The 14,722-nt window shown below is 72.0% G+C and carries 14 protein-coding genes; 3 read left to right on the forward strand and 11 right to left on the reverse strand.

Going from position 1 to position 14,722, the window contains the following annotated elements; all coding sequences use genetic code 11:
- Positions 1-55: 55 nt before the first annotated feature.
- The 11 genes from AB0H83_RS11420 to pdxH all read right to left on the reverse strand — a co-directional run bounded on the left by AB0H83_RS11420 (position 56) and on the right by pdxH (position 10,933).
- On the reverse strand, positions 56-1,531 hold the full coding sequence (locus AB0H83_RS11420; RefSeq protein ID WP_360090694.1) for a glycoside hydrolase family 3 N-terminal domain-containing protein: 1,476 nt from the start codon (positions 1,529-1,531) through the stop codon (positions 56-58).
- An 86-nt stretch (positions 1,532-1,617) separates the two neighbouring features.
- The gene (locus AB0H83_RS11425) at positions 1,618-2,082 is read right to left on the reverse strand and encodes a DUF4442 domain-containing protein (protein WP_360090697.1); all 465 of its coding nucleotides are present in this window, start codon (positions 2,080-2,082) and stop codon (positions 1,618-1,620) included.
- Positions 2,083-2,111: 29 nt separating this feature from the next.
- Complete coding sequence (locus AB0H83_RS11430; RefSeq protein ID WP_360090700.1) at positions 2,112-3,170, reverse strand: hypothetical protein; 1,059 nt, start codon at positions 3,168-3,170, stop codon at positions 2,112-2,114.
- 58 nt (positions 3,171-3,228) lie between these two features.
- A complete protein-coding gene (locus AB0H83_RS11435; RefSeq protein ID WP_360090703.1) occupies positions 3,229-4,551 on the reverse strand; it encodes an ABC transporter ATP-binding protein in 1,323 nt (440 codons plus the stop codon).
- A gap of 165 nt (positions 4,552-4,716) precedes the next feature.
- Complete coding sequence (locus tag AB0H83_RS11440; protein ID WP_360090706.1) at positions 4,717-5,577, reverse strand: DUF4230 domain-containing protein; 861 nt, start codon at positions 5,575-5,577, stop codon at positions 4,717-4,719.
- 68 nt (positions 5,578-5,645) lie between these two features.
- Entirely contained in the window at positions 5,646-6,812 is a 1,167-nt protein-coding gene (locus AB0H83_RS11445) for an acyl-CoA dehydrogenase family protein (protein WP_360090709.1), read from the reverse strand.
- A gap of 166 nt (positions 6,813-6,978) precedes the next feature.
- Positions 6,979-7,269, reverse strand: a complete 291-nt coding sequence (locus tag AB0H83_RS11450) for a type II toxin-antitoxin system VapB family antitoxin (RefSeq protein WP_033364898.1) — start codon at positions 7,267-7,269, stop codon at positions 6,979-6,981.
- Positions 7,270-7,334: 65 nt separating this feature from the next.
- A complete protein-coding gene (locus AB0H83_RS11455; protein WP_360090712.1) occupies positions 7,335-7,952 on the reverse strand; it encodes a nitroreductase family protein in 618 nt (205 codons plus the stop codon).
- Entirely contained in the window at positions 7,939-8,877 is a 939-nt protein-coding gene (locus AB0H83_RS11460) for an aldose 1-epimerase family protein (RefSeq protein WP_360090715.1), read from the reverse strand. Before AB0H83_RS11460 ends, AB0H83_RS11455 begins: the two co-directional genes overlap by 14 nt.
- Before the next feature lie 16 nt (positions 8,878-8,893).
- Entirely contained in the window at positions 8,894-10,129 is a 1,236-nt protein-coding gene (locus AB0H83_RS11465; protein ID WP_360090718.1) for an MFS transporter, read from the reverse strand.
- A 168-nt stretch (positions 10,130-10,297) separates the two neighbouring features.
- Complete coding sequence (pdxH, locus tag AB0H83_RS11470) at positions 10,298-10,933, reverse strand: pyridoxamine 5'-phosphate oxidase (protein ID WP_360090721.1); 636 nt, start codon at positions 10,931-10,933, stop codon at positions 10,298-10,300.
- Positions 10,934-11,111: 178 nt separating this feature from the next.
- On the opposite strand from pdxH, the gene AB0H83_RS11475 reads away from it, so the two are divergent.
- The 3 genes from AB0H83_RS11475 (at position 11,112) to sepH (ending at position 14,705) form a co-directional block, all read left to right on the forward strand.
- On the forward strand, positions 11,112-12,209 hold the full coding sequence (locus AB0H83_RS11475; protein ID WP_360090724.1) for a citrate synthase 2: 1,098 nt from the start codon (positions 11,112-11,114) through the stop codon (positions 12,207-12,209).
- A 106-nt stretch (positions 12,210-12,315) separates the two neighbouring features.
- A complete protein-coding gene (serC, locus tag AB0H83_RS11480; protein WP_360090727.1) occupies positions 12,316-13,434 on the forward strand; it encodes a phosphoserine transaminase in 1,119 nt (372 codons plus the stop codon).
- Positions 13,435-13,595: 161 nt separating this feature from the next.
- Positions 13,596-14,705, forward strand: coding sequence for a septation protein SepH (sepH, locus tag AB0H83_RS11485; protein ID WP_360090730.1), 1,110 nt, complete (start codon positions 13,596-13,598; stop codon positions 14,703-14,705).
- The last annotated feature ends 17 nt before the right edge of the window (positions 14,706-14,722 follow it).

Consider the following 14,722-nt stretch of genomic DNA (forward strand, 5'->3'; position numbering starts at 1 on the left):
CTCTAGTGGGAGCATCGAGCGATCTGGTGAGTCGTGACCCTGCGCGACAGCGGCGTCACCGGCCGGCGAGCAGCTCGGCGACCGCCCGTCCGGAGGCGGCCGTCGCGCCGAAGGTGGCGATGTGCAGGTCGCCCCGCGGCGCGGCGGGCACGCCCATCTCCACCACGATCGCGTCCGGCCGCGCCGCGAGCGAGGCCCGCAGTGCGTCGGTGATCCAGGGGTACCGGTGCGGGTCGCGTACCACCAGCAGCAACGGCCGGCCGAGGGATGACCGCAGCGCGTCGGCCAGTCCCTCCTCGGAGGACAGCCGCACGCCGGACGTGTCGGGCACCAGCTCGGCCAGCGGCGCGAGGAGCCCCCACGGGGTCTCCGGCGCGATCGCGAAGTTCAGCTCCGGCTGGAACTCGATCACGTACGCCGGCGCGGCGAGCGGGAACGTGGCGTCCGGCGCCGTGATGCGCAGCGCCCGGCGGGCCGCGGACAGCCCCAGCGCCGCGGCCCGCGGATCCACCGGTACCCGGGGCGCGGCGGCAGACCAGGCGGCCAGCCGGGCGACCCGGGCGGCCGCGTCGGCGAGGCGCGACTCGGGCAGCTCACCGGAGCGCACGGCGGCCACGACGGCGTCGCGCAGGAGGTTGGCGGTGTCCTCGTCGGCGTGGTCACCGCCGACGCAGATCGCGTCGGCGCCAGCGGCCAGGGCCATGACGGTGGCGTGGGCGAGGCCGAAGCGGTCGGAGATGGCCCGCATCTCGATGCCGTCGGTGACGATCAGGCCCTGGAAGCCGAGCTCGTCGCGCAGCAGTTTGGTCATGATCCGCCGGCTGAGGGTGGCCGGCAGTTCCGGGTCGAGGGCGGGGACGCGCAGGTGGGCGCTCATGACGGCCTGCACGCCCGCGGCGATGGCGGCACGGAAGGGCACCAGCTCGGTCGCGTCGAGCTCGGCCCGCCCGGCCTTGATGATCGGTACGTCCAGGTGCGAGTCGACGCTGGTGTTGCCGTGCCCGGGGAAGTGCTTGGCGCAGGCGGCGACCCCGGCCTCCTGCAGGCCGGTGACCCACGCGGCGGTGTGCCGGGCCACCCGCTCGGGCTCGGCGCCGAACGCGCGGGAGCCGATGACCGGGTTGTTGGGGTCGGAGTTGACGTCGGCGTCGGGCGCGTAGTCGAACGTGATGCCGACCGAGGCGAGGTCGCGGCCGATGTGGCAGGCGACCTCGCGGGTCAGGGCGGTGTCGTCGATGGCGCCGAGGGCCAGGTTGCCGGGCCATGGGCTGCCGTTGTGCGCGTCGATGCGGGTGACGTCGCCGGCCTCCTCGTCGATGGCGACGATGACGTCGGGACGCACTTCGCGCAGCGCGGCGGTCAGCTCGGCGACCTGGTCACGGTCGACGACGTTGCGGGCGAAGAGCACGACGCCGCCGAGCCCTTCGGCGAGGCGGCGGCGGACCCACGGCGGGGGCTCCTTGCCCACGAATCCCGGCTGGAGCACGGCATTCGCCATGCTCACCAGGTCGTCCCCCGTGCTCGCATCCATGCGTCAACCACCCTTCGCGCCTGGCGAGAATGGTCACATCACAGCTCAGTAATAGTCAAGAAACCTTCCAGTAGTTAACGGTCCTGTCATCGATGGGGACGGATGGTCCAGACGACCGTCATCTCGGTGGTCACGGCCCCGTCGGCGCGCGTGACCTCGACCGCGACGGGAAACTCGGGGCGCCCGCCGGCGGTCAGCTCGGCCAGGACATCGGCCACGGGACGGCCGAGCCGCGCGACGGCCTGGACGGGCCCGGCGGCGAGCTTGCGGTACGCGACGTCCGCCCGCACCGCGAGCGGGGTGCCCAGCGCGAGGTGCTCGCCGAAGGCCGCCATCACCACGGCGCCGGAGGCGACCTCGCCGAGCGTGTAGATGGCGCCCGCGTGCGGGCCGGCGACGTGGTTGTGCAGCCGCTCCTCGTCGGGGAGCGTGGCGGTGGCGCTGATGTCGTCGCCGTCCGCGCGCACGTCGGCGATCGCGATGCCGACGGTGCGCGCGAACGGTACTGCGGCGGTCAAATTCTCGGCCAAGGCCTTGGCGTCAAGGGTCATGCGCCGATGTTACCGACAAGTAGCAAGGCTCAGAAAAGCTCGCCGATCGTGTGGATGATGTTGACGTAGAAGTTGCCCTCGATCGGCCGGAACACCTGGAACGGCTCGTGCGGCTCGCCGACGAACGGGCGCAGCGTCCACGCCAGCTGGGTGCCGACGAAGCCGAAGAGCAGGATCCACACGTGCAGCAGCGTCATGCTGGCCGGCCGCTCGCCCGGCGGCAGCTGCGCCGCCGGGACCGGGGTGGTGGCGCGGTAACCGGGCAGCGGCGGCGCCACCGGGTAGGCGTACCGGCCGTCGGGCAGCAGCAGCGGCTGCTGCTTCGGCGCGAACACCGGCGCGGGGGCGGGCGCCGTGGCGACCGCTCCGTTGGACGGCTGCGCCACGGGCCCGGCCGGCACCGACCCGGCCGGGACAACCGCACCGCCGCCCTCCGCGTCGGCCACGTCGTCGGTCGAGCCGGCCGGCGCGGGCGACACCGGCGCGTCGGCGGACGGGGCGGCGAGGGCGGCGAGGGCGCTCGCCTCGGTCTCCTGCTGCTCGCGCCGCGCCGCCGCGGCGGCCGCCGTGTGGGCGTTCAGCGCGTGCATGCCGCTGGTGAGGAACTTGAGCCCGACGAAGGCGGTCATCGTCAGGATCGCCACGTTGAGGATCTTGTAGAACGAGTAGCTGAACGCCGTGAGCAGGAAGAACAGGCTGATCGGCGCGAACGCCAGCGACAGCACCGCGGTCACCGTGATGGTGACCATGACGAGGGCGAGCGCCTGCCGGACCTGCAGCCTGGCGCCGAACACCAGGTTGAACAGGTACAGCGTCGGCAGGCAGATCGCCAGCGTCATCAGGAACAGCAGGGGCAGCTTCAGCGCCGACAGACCCGCCTGGGCAAAGCTGTGCGAAGCGCCGAGGACCGCGCCGTAGCAGGCGAGCGCCAGCACCGAGCTGGTAAGCATCTGCAACGTGAGCTTGCCGAGGTCGCGCTCCTCGCCGATCTGCCGCCAGATCGAGTCCCGGTCGCGGAGGATCCGCTCGATGATGAGCAGTCCGCTGCCGGGTTGTCCGCTGGTGCCTGTCGTGCCGTGGGCTGCCATCAGCGTATTCCCCTACGTTGGAGGGCCAGATCGCCGCAGGCTAGAGCAGCGACGTCACTCAGCGCCACCCCACGTCGATACGTTGTCCTCTTTCGTCGAAAAAGTGCAGTGCTTCCATACGCACGGCGACGGTCAGCGGGTGACCATGCGTAACCGCCGGGTACGGCGCCAGGCGCACCGCGAGCTCCGCCGGACGGCGGTGGTGCCGACCCGGGTCGCTCAGGACGCTGTCGCGCTGGGCCGCGCGGCGTCCGGAGCTCCGGCCGTTGCCGGAGCCGACCAGCTCCAGGTCGTCGGCGCCGCCGCGGCCGGTGAGCTTGCCGACGAACCGGCGCAACCCGCCGCCGTTGACCGGGATGTCGGTCGGCGGCGCGCCGATCTCGTCGACGATCACCGCGGTCGCGCCGATGTCGAGGAACGCGAGCGACTCGTGGCCGTGGTGCTCCAGGTACCGGATCCGGCCGCGCAGCACGTCGCCGCCGGTCGTGTCCGGCACGGGGGTGAGCGCCTCGGCCCGCACGCCGATGACGATCCGCTCGCCGTGGAAGTGCGCGACCTGACGCGAGCGCAGGTCGTTCCACGGCAGGTGCAGCACCTGGTCGCCCATGTGCAGCGCGATGTGCCGGTCGAGGTGCACGTACACCTCGGCCTCGAGCAGGTTCATCCTGGGGCTGCCGAGGAACGCGGCGACGTAGAGCGTCGCTGGCCGGCCGTACACCTGCGTGGGGGTGCCGACGTCCTGCAGGACGCCCTTGCGCAGGATCGCGACCCGGTCCGCCATGGTGAGCGCCTCGGCCTGGTCGTGCGTGACGTAGATGGTGGTGACGCCCAGCTCGCGGACCAGGCCGGAGATCTCGGCGCGCAGCTCCGCCCGCAGGCCGCTGTCCAGGTTGGACAGCGGCTCGTCCATGAGGAAGAGCTTCGGCCGGCGCACGATGGCGCGGCCCATCGCGACCCGCTGGCGCTGGCCACCGGACAGCTGCCCGGGCTTGCGGGCCAGCACGTCACCGATGCCCAGCGCGCTGGCCACCTCGGCGACCTGCTCGGCCCGCGGCTCCGGGTCCACACCGGACAGCCGCAGCGGGAAGCCGATGTTCTCCCCCACGGTCATGTGCGGGTACAGGGCGAAGTCCTGGAAGACCATCGCCACACCGCGCTCCCGTGGCGGGAGATCGTTGGCCAGGTCACCGTCGAGCATGATCGCGCCCGAGGTGGGGTCCTCGAGCCCCGCGACCATGCGCAGCAGGGTCGACTTCCCGCAGCCGCTGGGGCCGAGGAGCACCATGAACTCGCCCTGTCCCACGTCGAGGTTCACTCGGTCGACGGCCACCGTGCCGTCGGCGAAAACCTTCATCACATCTTTGAGTGCGACGGTAGCCACCGTCACCTCCGCCCCAGGTCAGCAAGTGCAGTTCGCGGATAACTCAGTTACCCCGAGTCAAGTACTGTGACGAGGGGCACGCAAGTTGGTCCATCGGGTAAATGACCAATGTTCAGCGTGTTACCGCGCGACTACCGGCGGGGACGTTTGCGGCGCACGCAGCCGCTATGACGCGGGGAAGTTTACGATCACCGACGTGTATCCGAGTGCCCCGAGGAACTGCTGCAGCATCTTGCGGGTGTTCTCCTCCGCGCGCTTGCCCAGGCCGGCCTCCTTGGCGGCCGCGCCGATCTTCTCCTCGGAGAGCTTGTAGACCTCCTGGAGCCGGTTCGGGTCGGACTTGAACGCGTCCGCCAGCCGGTTGAACAGGCCGCGGTCCTCCTGGTAGACGTAGCTGCGGTCGTTGTTGATCCGCACCGGGCGCAGCTGCGGCGCCGGCAGCGTGATCTCCACCGTGCGCCGGTCGTCGGACTCCTTCACCGCGCCCTGGCCGATCCCGGCGAAGTCGACGTAGACCTCCACCGACCCGGCGGCCACGAACAGGATCCGCTCGTTGAGCAGGAAGTCCGGGATGTACTTGCGGTCCTTCTGCACGTCGACGATGACCTCGAAGTTGCCCTCGGCGGCGACATACTGGCTGAGGTCCTGCACAGACTTGAGCAGGGCGGGGCCGCTGCGGTCGGTCTGCTCCTCCGCGAACGGGTTCTTCAGGTCGGGGAACAGCCCGATCGTCTTGGCGCCCAGCACCAGCGCGACGACCAGCCCGATCGTGGCGACGAGCCAGAACAGGCCGCGCATCGCGCCGCCGCCGGTCTTCACGATCACCGGTGCGTCCCGCTCCGGCCGCTCGCGCGGGTCGATCCGGTCGCCGATCTTCGGCGACCAGCCCTTGCCGGAGGTCGGCGCGGGGTCAGCGGGCCCGGAGGTGATCTCGGGGTATTCGGCAGTGCTCGGGTCGGATGCGCGCCGTTGCGTCGGCACGTCGTCCGAGTCGTCGGGGGTCACGGTGTCGTCGTTGCGGGCCATGCTGACTCCTCCGGGAGGATCTCCTGCCTATCACGGTAGAGGGGTCCGCAAAGCGCGGCGAATCGATCTCAGCCGAACGCGGCGAGGCCGGTCAGCTTCTGCCCGATGACCAGCTGATGGATCTCCGAGGTGCCCTCGTACGTGAGCACCGTCTCCAGGTTCGCGGCGTGCCGCATGACCGGATACTCGGCGCTGATGCCGTTGGCGCCGAGGATGGTCCGGCACTGCCGGGCGATGGCGAGGGCCTCCCGGACGTTGTTGAGCTTGCCGACGCTGACCTGCTCCGGCCGCAGCACCCCGGCGTCGGCGCGCCGGCCGAGGTGCACCGCCAGCAGGTACCCCTTCTGCAGCTCGACGGCGGCGTCGGCGAACTTCGCCTGGGTCAGCTGGAACCCGGCGATCGGCCGGCCGAACTGCTCGCGCGCGCCCGCGTAGTCCAGGGCGGTGTGCAGGCTGTCACGGGCGGCGCCGAGCGCGCCCCAGACGATGCCGTACCGCGCCTCGGTCAGGCACGACAGCGGCGCCTTCAGCCCTTTCGCCGCCGGCAGCAGCGCGGCGGCGGGCAGCCGGGCCCCGTCCAGGACGATCTCGCCGGTGCAGGAGGCGCGCAGCGACAGCTTGTGCTTGACCTCCCGGGCGGTCACGCCGGGCGTGTCCATCGGCACGACGAACCCGTTGATCCCCGCCTCGGTGCGCGCCCAAACGACCGCCACGTCGGCGACCGGCGCGTTGGTGATCCACATCTTGGTGCCGTCGAGGATCCAGTCGTCGCCGTCGCGGCGGGCCCGGGTGGTCATCGAACCGGGGTCGGAGCCGTGGTCGGGCTCGGTCAGGCCGAAGCAGCCGATGAGGTCCCCGGCGGCCATGCCAGGCAGCCAGCGGTCCTTGTGCTCGGCGGAGCCGTACTTCCAGATCGCGTACATGGCGAGCGAGCCCTGGACGCTGACGAGGCTGCGCACGCCGGAGTCGCCGGCCTCCAGCTCCAGGCACGCGAGCCCGTACGCGACGGCGCTGGCGCCCGCGCACCCGTGCCCCGTCAGGTGCATGCCGAGCAGCCCGACGGAGGCGAACTCCTTGGCGAGGTCGCGGACCGGCACCTGGCCCCGCTCGTACCACTGCGCCACATTGGGCCGCACGTGGTCGTCGACGATGCGCCGCACCACGGCGCGGATCGCCAGCTCCTCTTCCGAGTGCAGCGCGTCGACGTCAAGCAGGTCCAGCGGCCGGGTCGTCACAACTAACACTGTAAGTCAGCCGCCGCCCAAGGCGTCCGGAGGCCACGGATGAACCGGTCACCGCGGTCGCGCTCACCACGCAGGCATTCCCGGCCGGTGGCGAGCCGCCCGCCCGGCCGAGCCGGCTCCGGTCGGTGGCCAGAACACCCACCGGCCGGAGCCCACGTCACGCCTGCAGCACCCTCGCGTGGATCGACGTGCGCTGCTGCAGCGCCGCGCGCAGGGCGCGGTGCAGCCCGTCCTCGAGATACAACCCGTTCTCCCACTGGACCACGTGCGGGAACAGGTCGCCGTAGAACGTCGAGTCCTCCGCGAGCAGCTTGTCCAGCGCCAGCTCCCGCTTGGTGGTGATGAGCTGGTCGAGCCGCACCGGGCGCGGCGGGATCTCGGACCACTGTTTCAGCGTCAGCCCATGTTCCGGATAAGGCCGACCGTCGCGGACCGCCTTGAAGATCATGAACGTCACCCCCCTGACGCTGCCAGGGTACCGACCCGGTGCGACAGAACCGACGCCGAGCGTTGTCACAAATCGGCGTTGGCGCCCCAGCGTCCGCGGTGGGTGACGGTCTGCGACTCCCGGCGACCCCGTTTGAGTGAGGGTGACTTCGCGTCCGCGGCCCGGTAGCCGATCGTGATGGCGCCGATCGGGGTGTACTGCGGCGGCACGCCGAACGCCTCCCGGTACGCCGCGTCGGACGCCGGCGGGATGCCGAAGAAGCACGCGCCGAGGCCCTCGTCGACCGCGCCCAGCAGCACCAGCAGGCTGGCCATCCCGGTGTCGATGTGCCAGTAGGGCACCGGCCAGCGGGCCTCGTCCCGGTCGGACCAGCCCTTGTCGGGCTCGGCGTAGCGGTCCAGGTAGGCGTCGCGGTGGCTGTGCGGCACGACGATCACCGGCGCCCGGCTCATGCCCTCCAGCCAGGAGGTCAGACCGGACTCCGGGGGCGTGGTCGCCGCCCAGAACCTCGCCCGCTCCTCCTCGGTGGTCAGGACCAGGAACTCCCAGCCCTGCGAGAACCCCGCCGAGGGGGCGTGCACCGCGTACCCCAGCAGCTTGTCGACGAGCGCCGGGTCCACCGGACGCGACGCGTCGTAGTTGCGCACCATCCGCCGCCGGCGGATCGCCTCAGACAGTTCCACGGATCCCCCATACCCCGTGCCAGGACGCTCCCGGCTCCAGGGTCACCACATCACGGCCGGACCGGAACGCGTCGGGCGGGCACGTCATCGGCTCGATGGCCAGGGCCTTGCGCAGCCGATCGGCAGGCAGCGTGTCGGAGGAGTACACCTGCCACCAGCCGAAGGACGAGTCGGCCCAGACCGTGACGCCGCGGCCGTCGGGGGCGGTGGCGGTGACCTGCGAGCCGCCGTCGGCGTCGGTCTCCACCTCGCCGAACGCCGTGTCGAGGATCGTGCTGCCGAGCCGGCGGCCCTCCACGAAGTCGTACTCGGTGCCGGCGACCCGGGCCGCGCCGATCGGCAGCAGCCGCGCATCGACCAGCAGCCGGCTGCGGGCGGGCACCTTGAGCGTCAGGTCGTCCACCGGCACGCCCGGCACCAGCACGTACGGGTGCGTCGCCAGCCCGAACGGGGCCGGCTGGGCGCCGACGTTGGTGGCCTCGTGCTCGGCGCGCAGCCCGTCCTCGCCGACGGACCAGGTCGTGCGCAGGCGCAGCGGCCAGGGGTACCCCGGCTGCGGCACCAGGTCGTGCTCGACGGTCACGCTGTCGGGCGCGGCGTCGACGAGCCGCCAGCGGGCCCAGTTGACCAGGCCGTGGATGGCGTTGTGCCGCTCGGGCTCGGTGAGGGGCAGCTGCAGGTGGTCGCCGCCGAACGCGAACTGCCCGTCGCGGATGCGGTTGGGCCAGGGGGCGAGGACCTGCCCGGCGGAGCCGATCGCGCGCTCGTCCTCGGCGAAGCCGGCGATCACGTCGGCCCCGTTGACGGTATAGCTGCGCACGCCACCGCCGACCTCGACGATGACGGCCTCGTGGCCGCCCGAGGTGATCGTCCACTGTGTACCCGAAGGGGCGTGCGAAAGCTGCGCGGCGGCAACGGTGTCCATGGCCGCGACAATATCGTCAGTCCGAGCGGTCGGTGTACCGAAGGAGGACCGGAGACGTCAGGCCGAGCAGGACGGCCACCGCGGCGGCGGCGATCCCGCCGCTGACCCAGGAGAAGGTTGCGCTGGTCGCGTCGGCCACGGAGCCGGCGCGAAGGTCACCCAGACGTGGACCTCCGGCCACCACGGCGAAGAACACGCCCTGCAGCCGGCCCCGCATCTCGTCGGGCGCGCTGAGCAGCACCGTCTGGCGGTACACGCCGCTGACCATGTCGGCCGCCCCGGCCACGGCCATGAAAGCTACACACGCCCACAGCCACGGCACCGCGCCGGCGGCCGCGACGGCGAGCCCCCAGCCGACGACGGCGAGCACGAGCGCGACGCCCCGCCGGTGGACCCGCCCGATCCACCCGGACGTGAGACCGGCGAGGGTCGAGCCGATGGCGATCGACGCGTACAGCCAGCCCAGCGACGCCGGACCGTAGCGCTGGTCGGCGACGACCGGGAACAGCGCCTTCGGCATCGCCAGGACCATCGCGGCGATGTCGATGGCGAAGGTCAGCAGGATCAGCTTGGAGCCGGCGAGGAACCGCAGGCCGGCGCGGATGTCGCGGAGCCCGCCGGTCGTCTTGGCCACCCCCGCGGGCGGCAGCGCCGGCAGCCGCATCGCCGCCCACAACACGATCGTGAAGAGCACCGCGTCGACGGCGTACGCGACGGAGAAATCGGCCGAGGCGATGACCAGGCCGGCGCCGACCGGCCCGAAGATCGTCGAGACGCTGGAGGCGGTGAAGCTCAGCGTGTTGGCCGCGGCGACCTCGCCGTCGCCGATCAGCGCCGGGATGATCGCCTGCCGGACCGGGCTGTTGACGCCGAACGCCGCCGACTGCGCCGCGATCAGGGCGAGCATCAGGTACGGGTCGTCCACATGCAGGACGGCCTGCGCGAGCAGCGCGATCGTGGTCAGCCACATCAGCGTCGAGCTGGTGAGCAGGACCTTGCGCCGGTCGAACGCGTCGGCGATCGCGCCGCCCCAGATCGAGAACACGATGAGCGGCACCAGGCCGACGAAGCTGGCGACGCCGACCCACAGCGCCGACCTGGTGATGTCGTACACCTGCACCGGCACGGCGACCGCGGTGAACTGGACGCCGAAGAAGGACACCGCGTTGCCCACGAAGAGGCGCCGGTAGGCCACGTGCCGCAGCGGCCGGACGTCGATCACGTGCTTGCGCAGGCTCTCCTGCAGGCTCACCCGCCCTCCGCCCCGCCCCGGCCGGGCGAGCCACAGCAGTGCTCATGGTGACCGGCCCCTCCGCTACGCTGCGGACCGCTCACGCCGCCACCTCCGCTACGCTCCGGCGCCGCCGCGAGCCAAAACTGAGCCCATGGTTCGCGGCCCCTCCGCTACGCTCCGGACCGCTCACGGGGCGAGCCGTTCGACGCGGCCGCCGGTGTACCGCAGCCGGTCGTGCAGCCTGCTCTCCCGGCCCTGCCAGAACTCGACCTCGTCGGGGCTGACCCGGAACCCGCCCCAGTGCGGCGGCGCCGTCAGGGGACCGGGGCGGGCTTCGATCTCGGCCACCCGCGCCCGCAGCTCGTCGCGGGAGCCGATGACCCGCGACTGCGGGCTCGCCCACGCGCCGACCTGCGCGCCGTGCGGCCGGACGGCGAAGTACTCCTCGGTCTCCTCGCGGGACACCTTCTCCACCGAGCCGTTGACGATCACCTGGCGGTGCAGCGGGTACCACGGGAACACCAGCGAGGCCCGCGGGTTGGCCGCGAGGTCCTGCCCCTTGCGGGACTCGTAGTTGGTGAAGAACGTGAATCCGCGCTGGTCGTACCCCTTGAGCAGCACCGTGCGCGCGCTCGGCCGGCCGGTGCCGTCGGCGGTCGCCAGCAGCATCGCGTTGGGCTCGGGCAGGCCCGCCTCGACGGCATCGGCGAACCAGGTGGCGAACTGTTCCAGCCAGGTCCCGGCGAGCCCTTGCTCGCTCAGTTCCCCGGTGTACTCGTTGCGCATCCGCGACAAATCTTGCGGTGATGTGCTGGGGCTCACGCTCACATCCTCCCTGCGGCGATTACAGATGCGTGAAGATGTGTCACGTAGGACACATCTGAGTCACCGTTCAGTCGGTACCGACACCCCGGCGGGGCGAAGATGTCAAAAGATGTCAAAGGGACCATTGGCGGGTAACAAACCTAGTCAGACACCCCCGAACCAGCAGGAGTGCGAGATGTCCGATTTCAAGCCGGGACTCGAGGGCGTCATCGCCTTCGAATCCGAGATTGCGGAGCCCGACAAAGAAGGCGGCGCGCTGCGCTATCGCGGCGTCGACATCGAGGATCTCATCGGCCAGGTGTCGTTCGGCAACGTTTGGGCGTTGCTGGTCGACGGCAAGTTCGGCCCCGGTCTGCCGCCCGCCGAGCCGTTCCCCGTACCGGTGCACTCCGGCGACATCCGGGTGGACGTGCAGTCCGCCGTGGCCATGCTGGCCCCCTACTGGGGCCTCGGCCAGCTGCTGGACATCGAGACCACGCAGGCCCGCGAAGACCTCGCCCGGGTCAGCGTCACCGCCCTGTCGTTCGTCGCGCAGGCCGCCCGCGGCCTGGGCCTGCCGGCCGTGCCGCAGAAGGAGATCGACAAGGCGGACACGATCGTCGAGCGGTTCATGCGCCGCTGGCGCGGCGAGCCCGACCCGCGGCACGTCAAGGCCGTCGACGCCTACTTCATCTCCGCCGCCGAGCACGGCATGAACGCCTCCACGTTCACCGCCCGGGTCGTCGCCTCCACCGGCGCCGACGCTGCGGCCTGCATCTCCTCCGGCATCGGCGCGCTGTCCGGCCCGCTGCACGGCGGCGCGCCCTCCCGCGTGCTGGGCATGATCGAGGCCGTGGAGCGCAGCGGCGACGCCGAGAGCTACGTCAAGGGCGTCCTGGACCGCGGCGAGCGCCTCATGGGCTTCGGCCACCGCGTCTACCGCGCCGAGGACCCCCGCGCCCGCGTGCTGCGCCGCACCGCCAAGGATCTCGGCGCGCCGCGCTTCGAGATCGCCGAGGCCCTGGAGAAGGCGGCCCTCGCCGAGCTGCACGCCCGCCGCCCTGACCGGGTCCTGGCCACCAACGTCGAGTTCTGGTCCGCCGTCGTGCTCGACTTCGCCGAGGTCCCGGCGCACATGTTCACGTCGATGTTCACCTGCGCCCGGGTCGCCGGGTGGAGCGCGCACATCCTCGAGCAGAAGCAGCTGGGCCGCCTGGTCCGGCCGTCCGCCACGTACGTGGGTCCCGGCCCCCGCAGGCCGCAGGACGTCGAGGGCTGGTCCGCCCTGATGTGACGCTCATCGCCCTGCGTGAGTAATCGTCCCGGATGACGGCGGCGGAAGTGGCAGGATTCGCGGGGTACCCGCACCTGCCCGCCCGCCGCCGCATCCCGGAGTACCCATGGCCGACATCCGCATTCCCGATGAGCTGAAGCCCGCCGACGGCCGCTTCGGCTCAGGCCCGAGCAAGGTCCGGCCCGAGGCCGTGCAGGCCCTCGCCGGTGTCGCGACCTCCTACCTCGGCACCAGCCACCGGCAGAAGACCGTCCGCGACGAGGTCGCCCGGCTGCGGCGCGGCTTCGCCGAGCTGTTCAGCCTCCCCGACGGCTACGAGGTCGTCCTCGGCAACGGCGGCAGCACCGCGTTCTGGGAGATCGCGGTCTTCGGCCTGATCCGCGACCGCGCGCAGTTCGCCAGCTTCGGCGAGTTCGGCGCGAAGTTCGGCAGCGCCGCGAAGAAGGCACCGTTCATCGGCGATCCCACGATCGTCAAGGCCGACCCCGGCACCGCCGCGTTCCTGCGCGCCGAGGCCGGCGTCGACGCGTACTGCTCCCCGCAGAACGAGACCTCGACCGGCGTCTCAGTGCCGGTCCGGCGGGTTGAGGGCGCCGACGAGGGCGCGCTGGTGCTGACCGACGCCACCTCCGGCGCCGGTGGCCTGGACGTCGACGTGTCGCAGACCGACGTCTACTACTTCGCCCCGCAGAAGTGCTTCGGCTCCGACGGCGGGCTGTGGATCGCGATCATGTCGCCGGCCGCGATCGCCCGCGTCGCGGAGATCAAGGAGTCCGGCCGGTACATCCCCGACTTCTTCGACCTGCAGACGGCGATCGACAACTCGCGGCTGGAGCAGACCTACAACACCCCGGCGCTGTCGACGATCTTCCTCACCGCCGAGCAGGTCGACTGGATGCTCGCCGGTGGCGGCCTGTCCTTCGCCACCAAGCGCAGCGCCGAGTCGGCGTCCGTCCTGTACGGCTGGGCCGAGCGCTCGCCGGTCGCCACGCCGTTCGTGACCGACACCACGGTGCGCTCCAACGTGGTCGGCACGATCGACTTCGCCGACTCCGTGGACGCGACCGCCCTGGCCAAGGTGCTGCGCGCCAACGGGATCGTGGACACCGACCCGTACCGCAAGCTCGGCCGCAACCAGCTGCGCATCGCGATGTTCCCGACCGTCGACCCGGCCGACATCGAGGCGCTGACGGCCTGCATCGACTACGTCATCGAGCGTCTCTGATCCGTGCCATCGGCCGCCCGCCGCCTGTTTGCTCAGGTGGCGGGCACCGTTGTTTGCTTTTCTGTCGGCGCGGCACGCTTCGTTCCAGCTAGGGTTACGCGTACTGTGACCGAGTGGTGCCGGGAAAGTCGGCGCCGATGCGGGTGGGACGGAGGCACGCTATGCGGCCTGTGCGATTCGTCGCCCTCTCCGAGGACGGCCAAGCGTTCGTCCTCGCCGATGAGGTCGGCCGACTGCTCGCGCTCCCGATCGACGAGCGGGTGCACAGCGCCCTGCGCCCCGACCAGAGCCACCCGGCCGCGACGATGGAGACCGCCGCGTCGCAGCTCGCGCCGCGCGACATCCAGGCCCGCATCCGCTCCGGCGAGTCCGCCGAGGAGGTCGCCCGGGTCGCCGGCGTCCCCGTCGACCGCGTCCTGCGCTACGCCGGCCCGGTCCTGCAGGAGCGGGCCATGCTCGCCCAGCACGCCCGCCGTACCCGGCTGAAGACCTCCGAGAAGGGCTCGTCCCTGGCGGAGGTCGTCGACGCGCGCCTCGGCCAGCACGGTATCGACACCGAGAAGATCTCCTGGGATGCGTACCGGCGCGAGGACGGCACGTGGCGGATCACCGCGACGTGGCCGAGCGGCAAAGCGACCGCGCAGGCCGTGTGGGAGCTCGACAAGGCCCGCCAGCAGGTCGCCCCGCACGACGACATGGCGCAGTACCTGTGCACCGAGCGGGCCCCGCACGTGCTCGGCCAGGAGCCGCCGACGCCGGACCGCACCCTGCCCAGCCGCGGCGAGACCAGCCGCGGCGACCTCGGCGCGCGCCCCGACCCGCTGCGGCACGGCAGCGGCGGGCACGATCTGATCCGCCCGTCCAACGTCCAGCCGGAGCGCCGCCCCGGCGGCCGCGGCCTGGGCGGGCTGACCAACGACCCGATCCGGGCCGGCCGGGACGCGCTGCTCGCCTCGCTCGACCGCCCGCTGGGCGCCGCCCCCGGCGACGAGCCGGCGCCGGCGCCCGCTCCGGTCGCGCAGGGTGAGAACCGGGCCCGCGGCGCCGCCGCGCTGATCGGCCGTTCGCCGTTCGACGACGACAGCGACCAGAGCAAGGAGATCCCGGCGGTGCCGTCGCTGGCGGTGCTCCGCCCCCGGCGCAACACGCCGTCGGCCGCCGGTGGCGCCCCCGACCAGCCGACCGCGGCCGACAAGCCGCGCAAGCGCCTGCCGAGCTGGGACGACGTGCTGTTCGGCGGAGCACCCTCGGCGGCCCGCGAGACCAGCTGATCCTGGCTAGGTTGGGG

The sequence above is a fragment of the Dactylosporangium sp. NPDC050688 genome (genome assembly GCF_040654515.1).
Classification (GTDB): domain Bacteria; phylum Actinomycetota; class Actinomycetes; order Mycobacteriales; family Micromonosporaceae; genus Dactylosporangium.

Bases quoted from the DNA above. Each gene is read 5' to 3' on its own strand.
- AB0H83_RS11420 (WP_360090694.1), bottom strand. From the start codon at position 1,531: ATGGATGCGAGCACGGGGGACGACCTGGTGAGCATGGCGAATGCCGTG.
- AB0H83_RS11425 (WP_360090697.1), bottom strand. From the start codon at position 2,082: ATGACCCTTGACGCCAAGGCCTTGGCCGAGAATTTGACCGCCGCAGTA.
- AB0H83_RS11430 (WP_360090700.1), bottom strand. From the start codon at position 3,170: ATGGCAGCCCACGGCACGACAGGCACCAGCGGACAACCCGGCAGCGGA.
- AB0H83_RS11440 (WP_360090706.1), bottom strand. From the start codon at position 5,577: ATGGCCCGCAACGACGACACCGTGACCCCCGACGACTCGGACGACGTG.
- AB0H83_RS11450 (WP_033364898.1), bottom strand. From the start codon at position 7,269: ATGATCTTCAAGGCGGTCCGCGACGGTCGGCCTTATCCGGAACATGGG.
- AB0H83_RS11460 (WP_360090715.1), bottom strand. From the start codon at position 8,877: ATGGACACCGTTGCCGCCGCGCAGCTTTCGCACGCCCCTTCGGGTACA.
- AB0H83_RS11475 (WP_360090724.1), top strand. From the start codon at position 11,112: ATGTCCGATTTCAAGCCGGGACTCGAGGGCGTCATCGCCTTCGAATCC.
- serC (WP_360090727.1), top strand. From the start codon at position 12,316: ATGGCCGACATCCGCATTCCCGATGAGCTGAAGCCCGCCGACGGCCGC.
- sepH (WP_360090730.1), top strand. From the start codon at position 13,596: ATGCGGCCTGTGCGATTCGTCGCCCTCTCCGAGGACGGCCAAGCGTTC.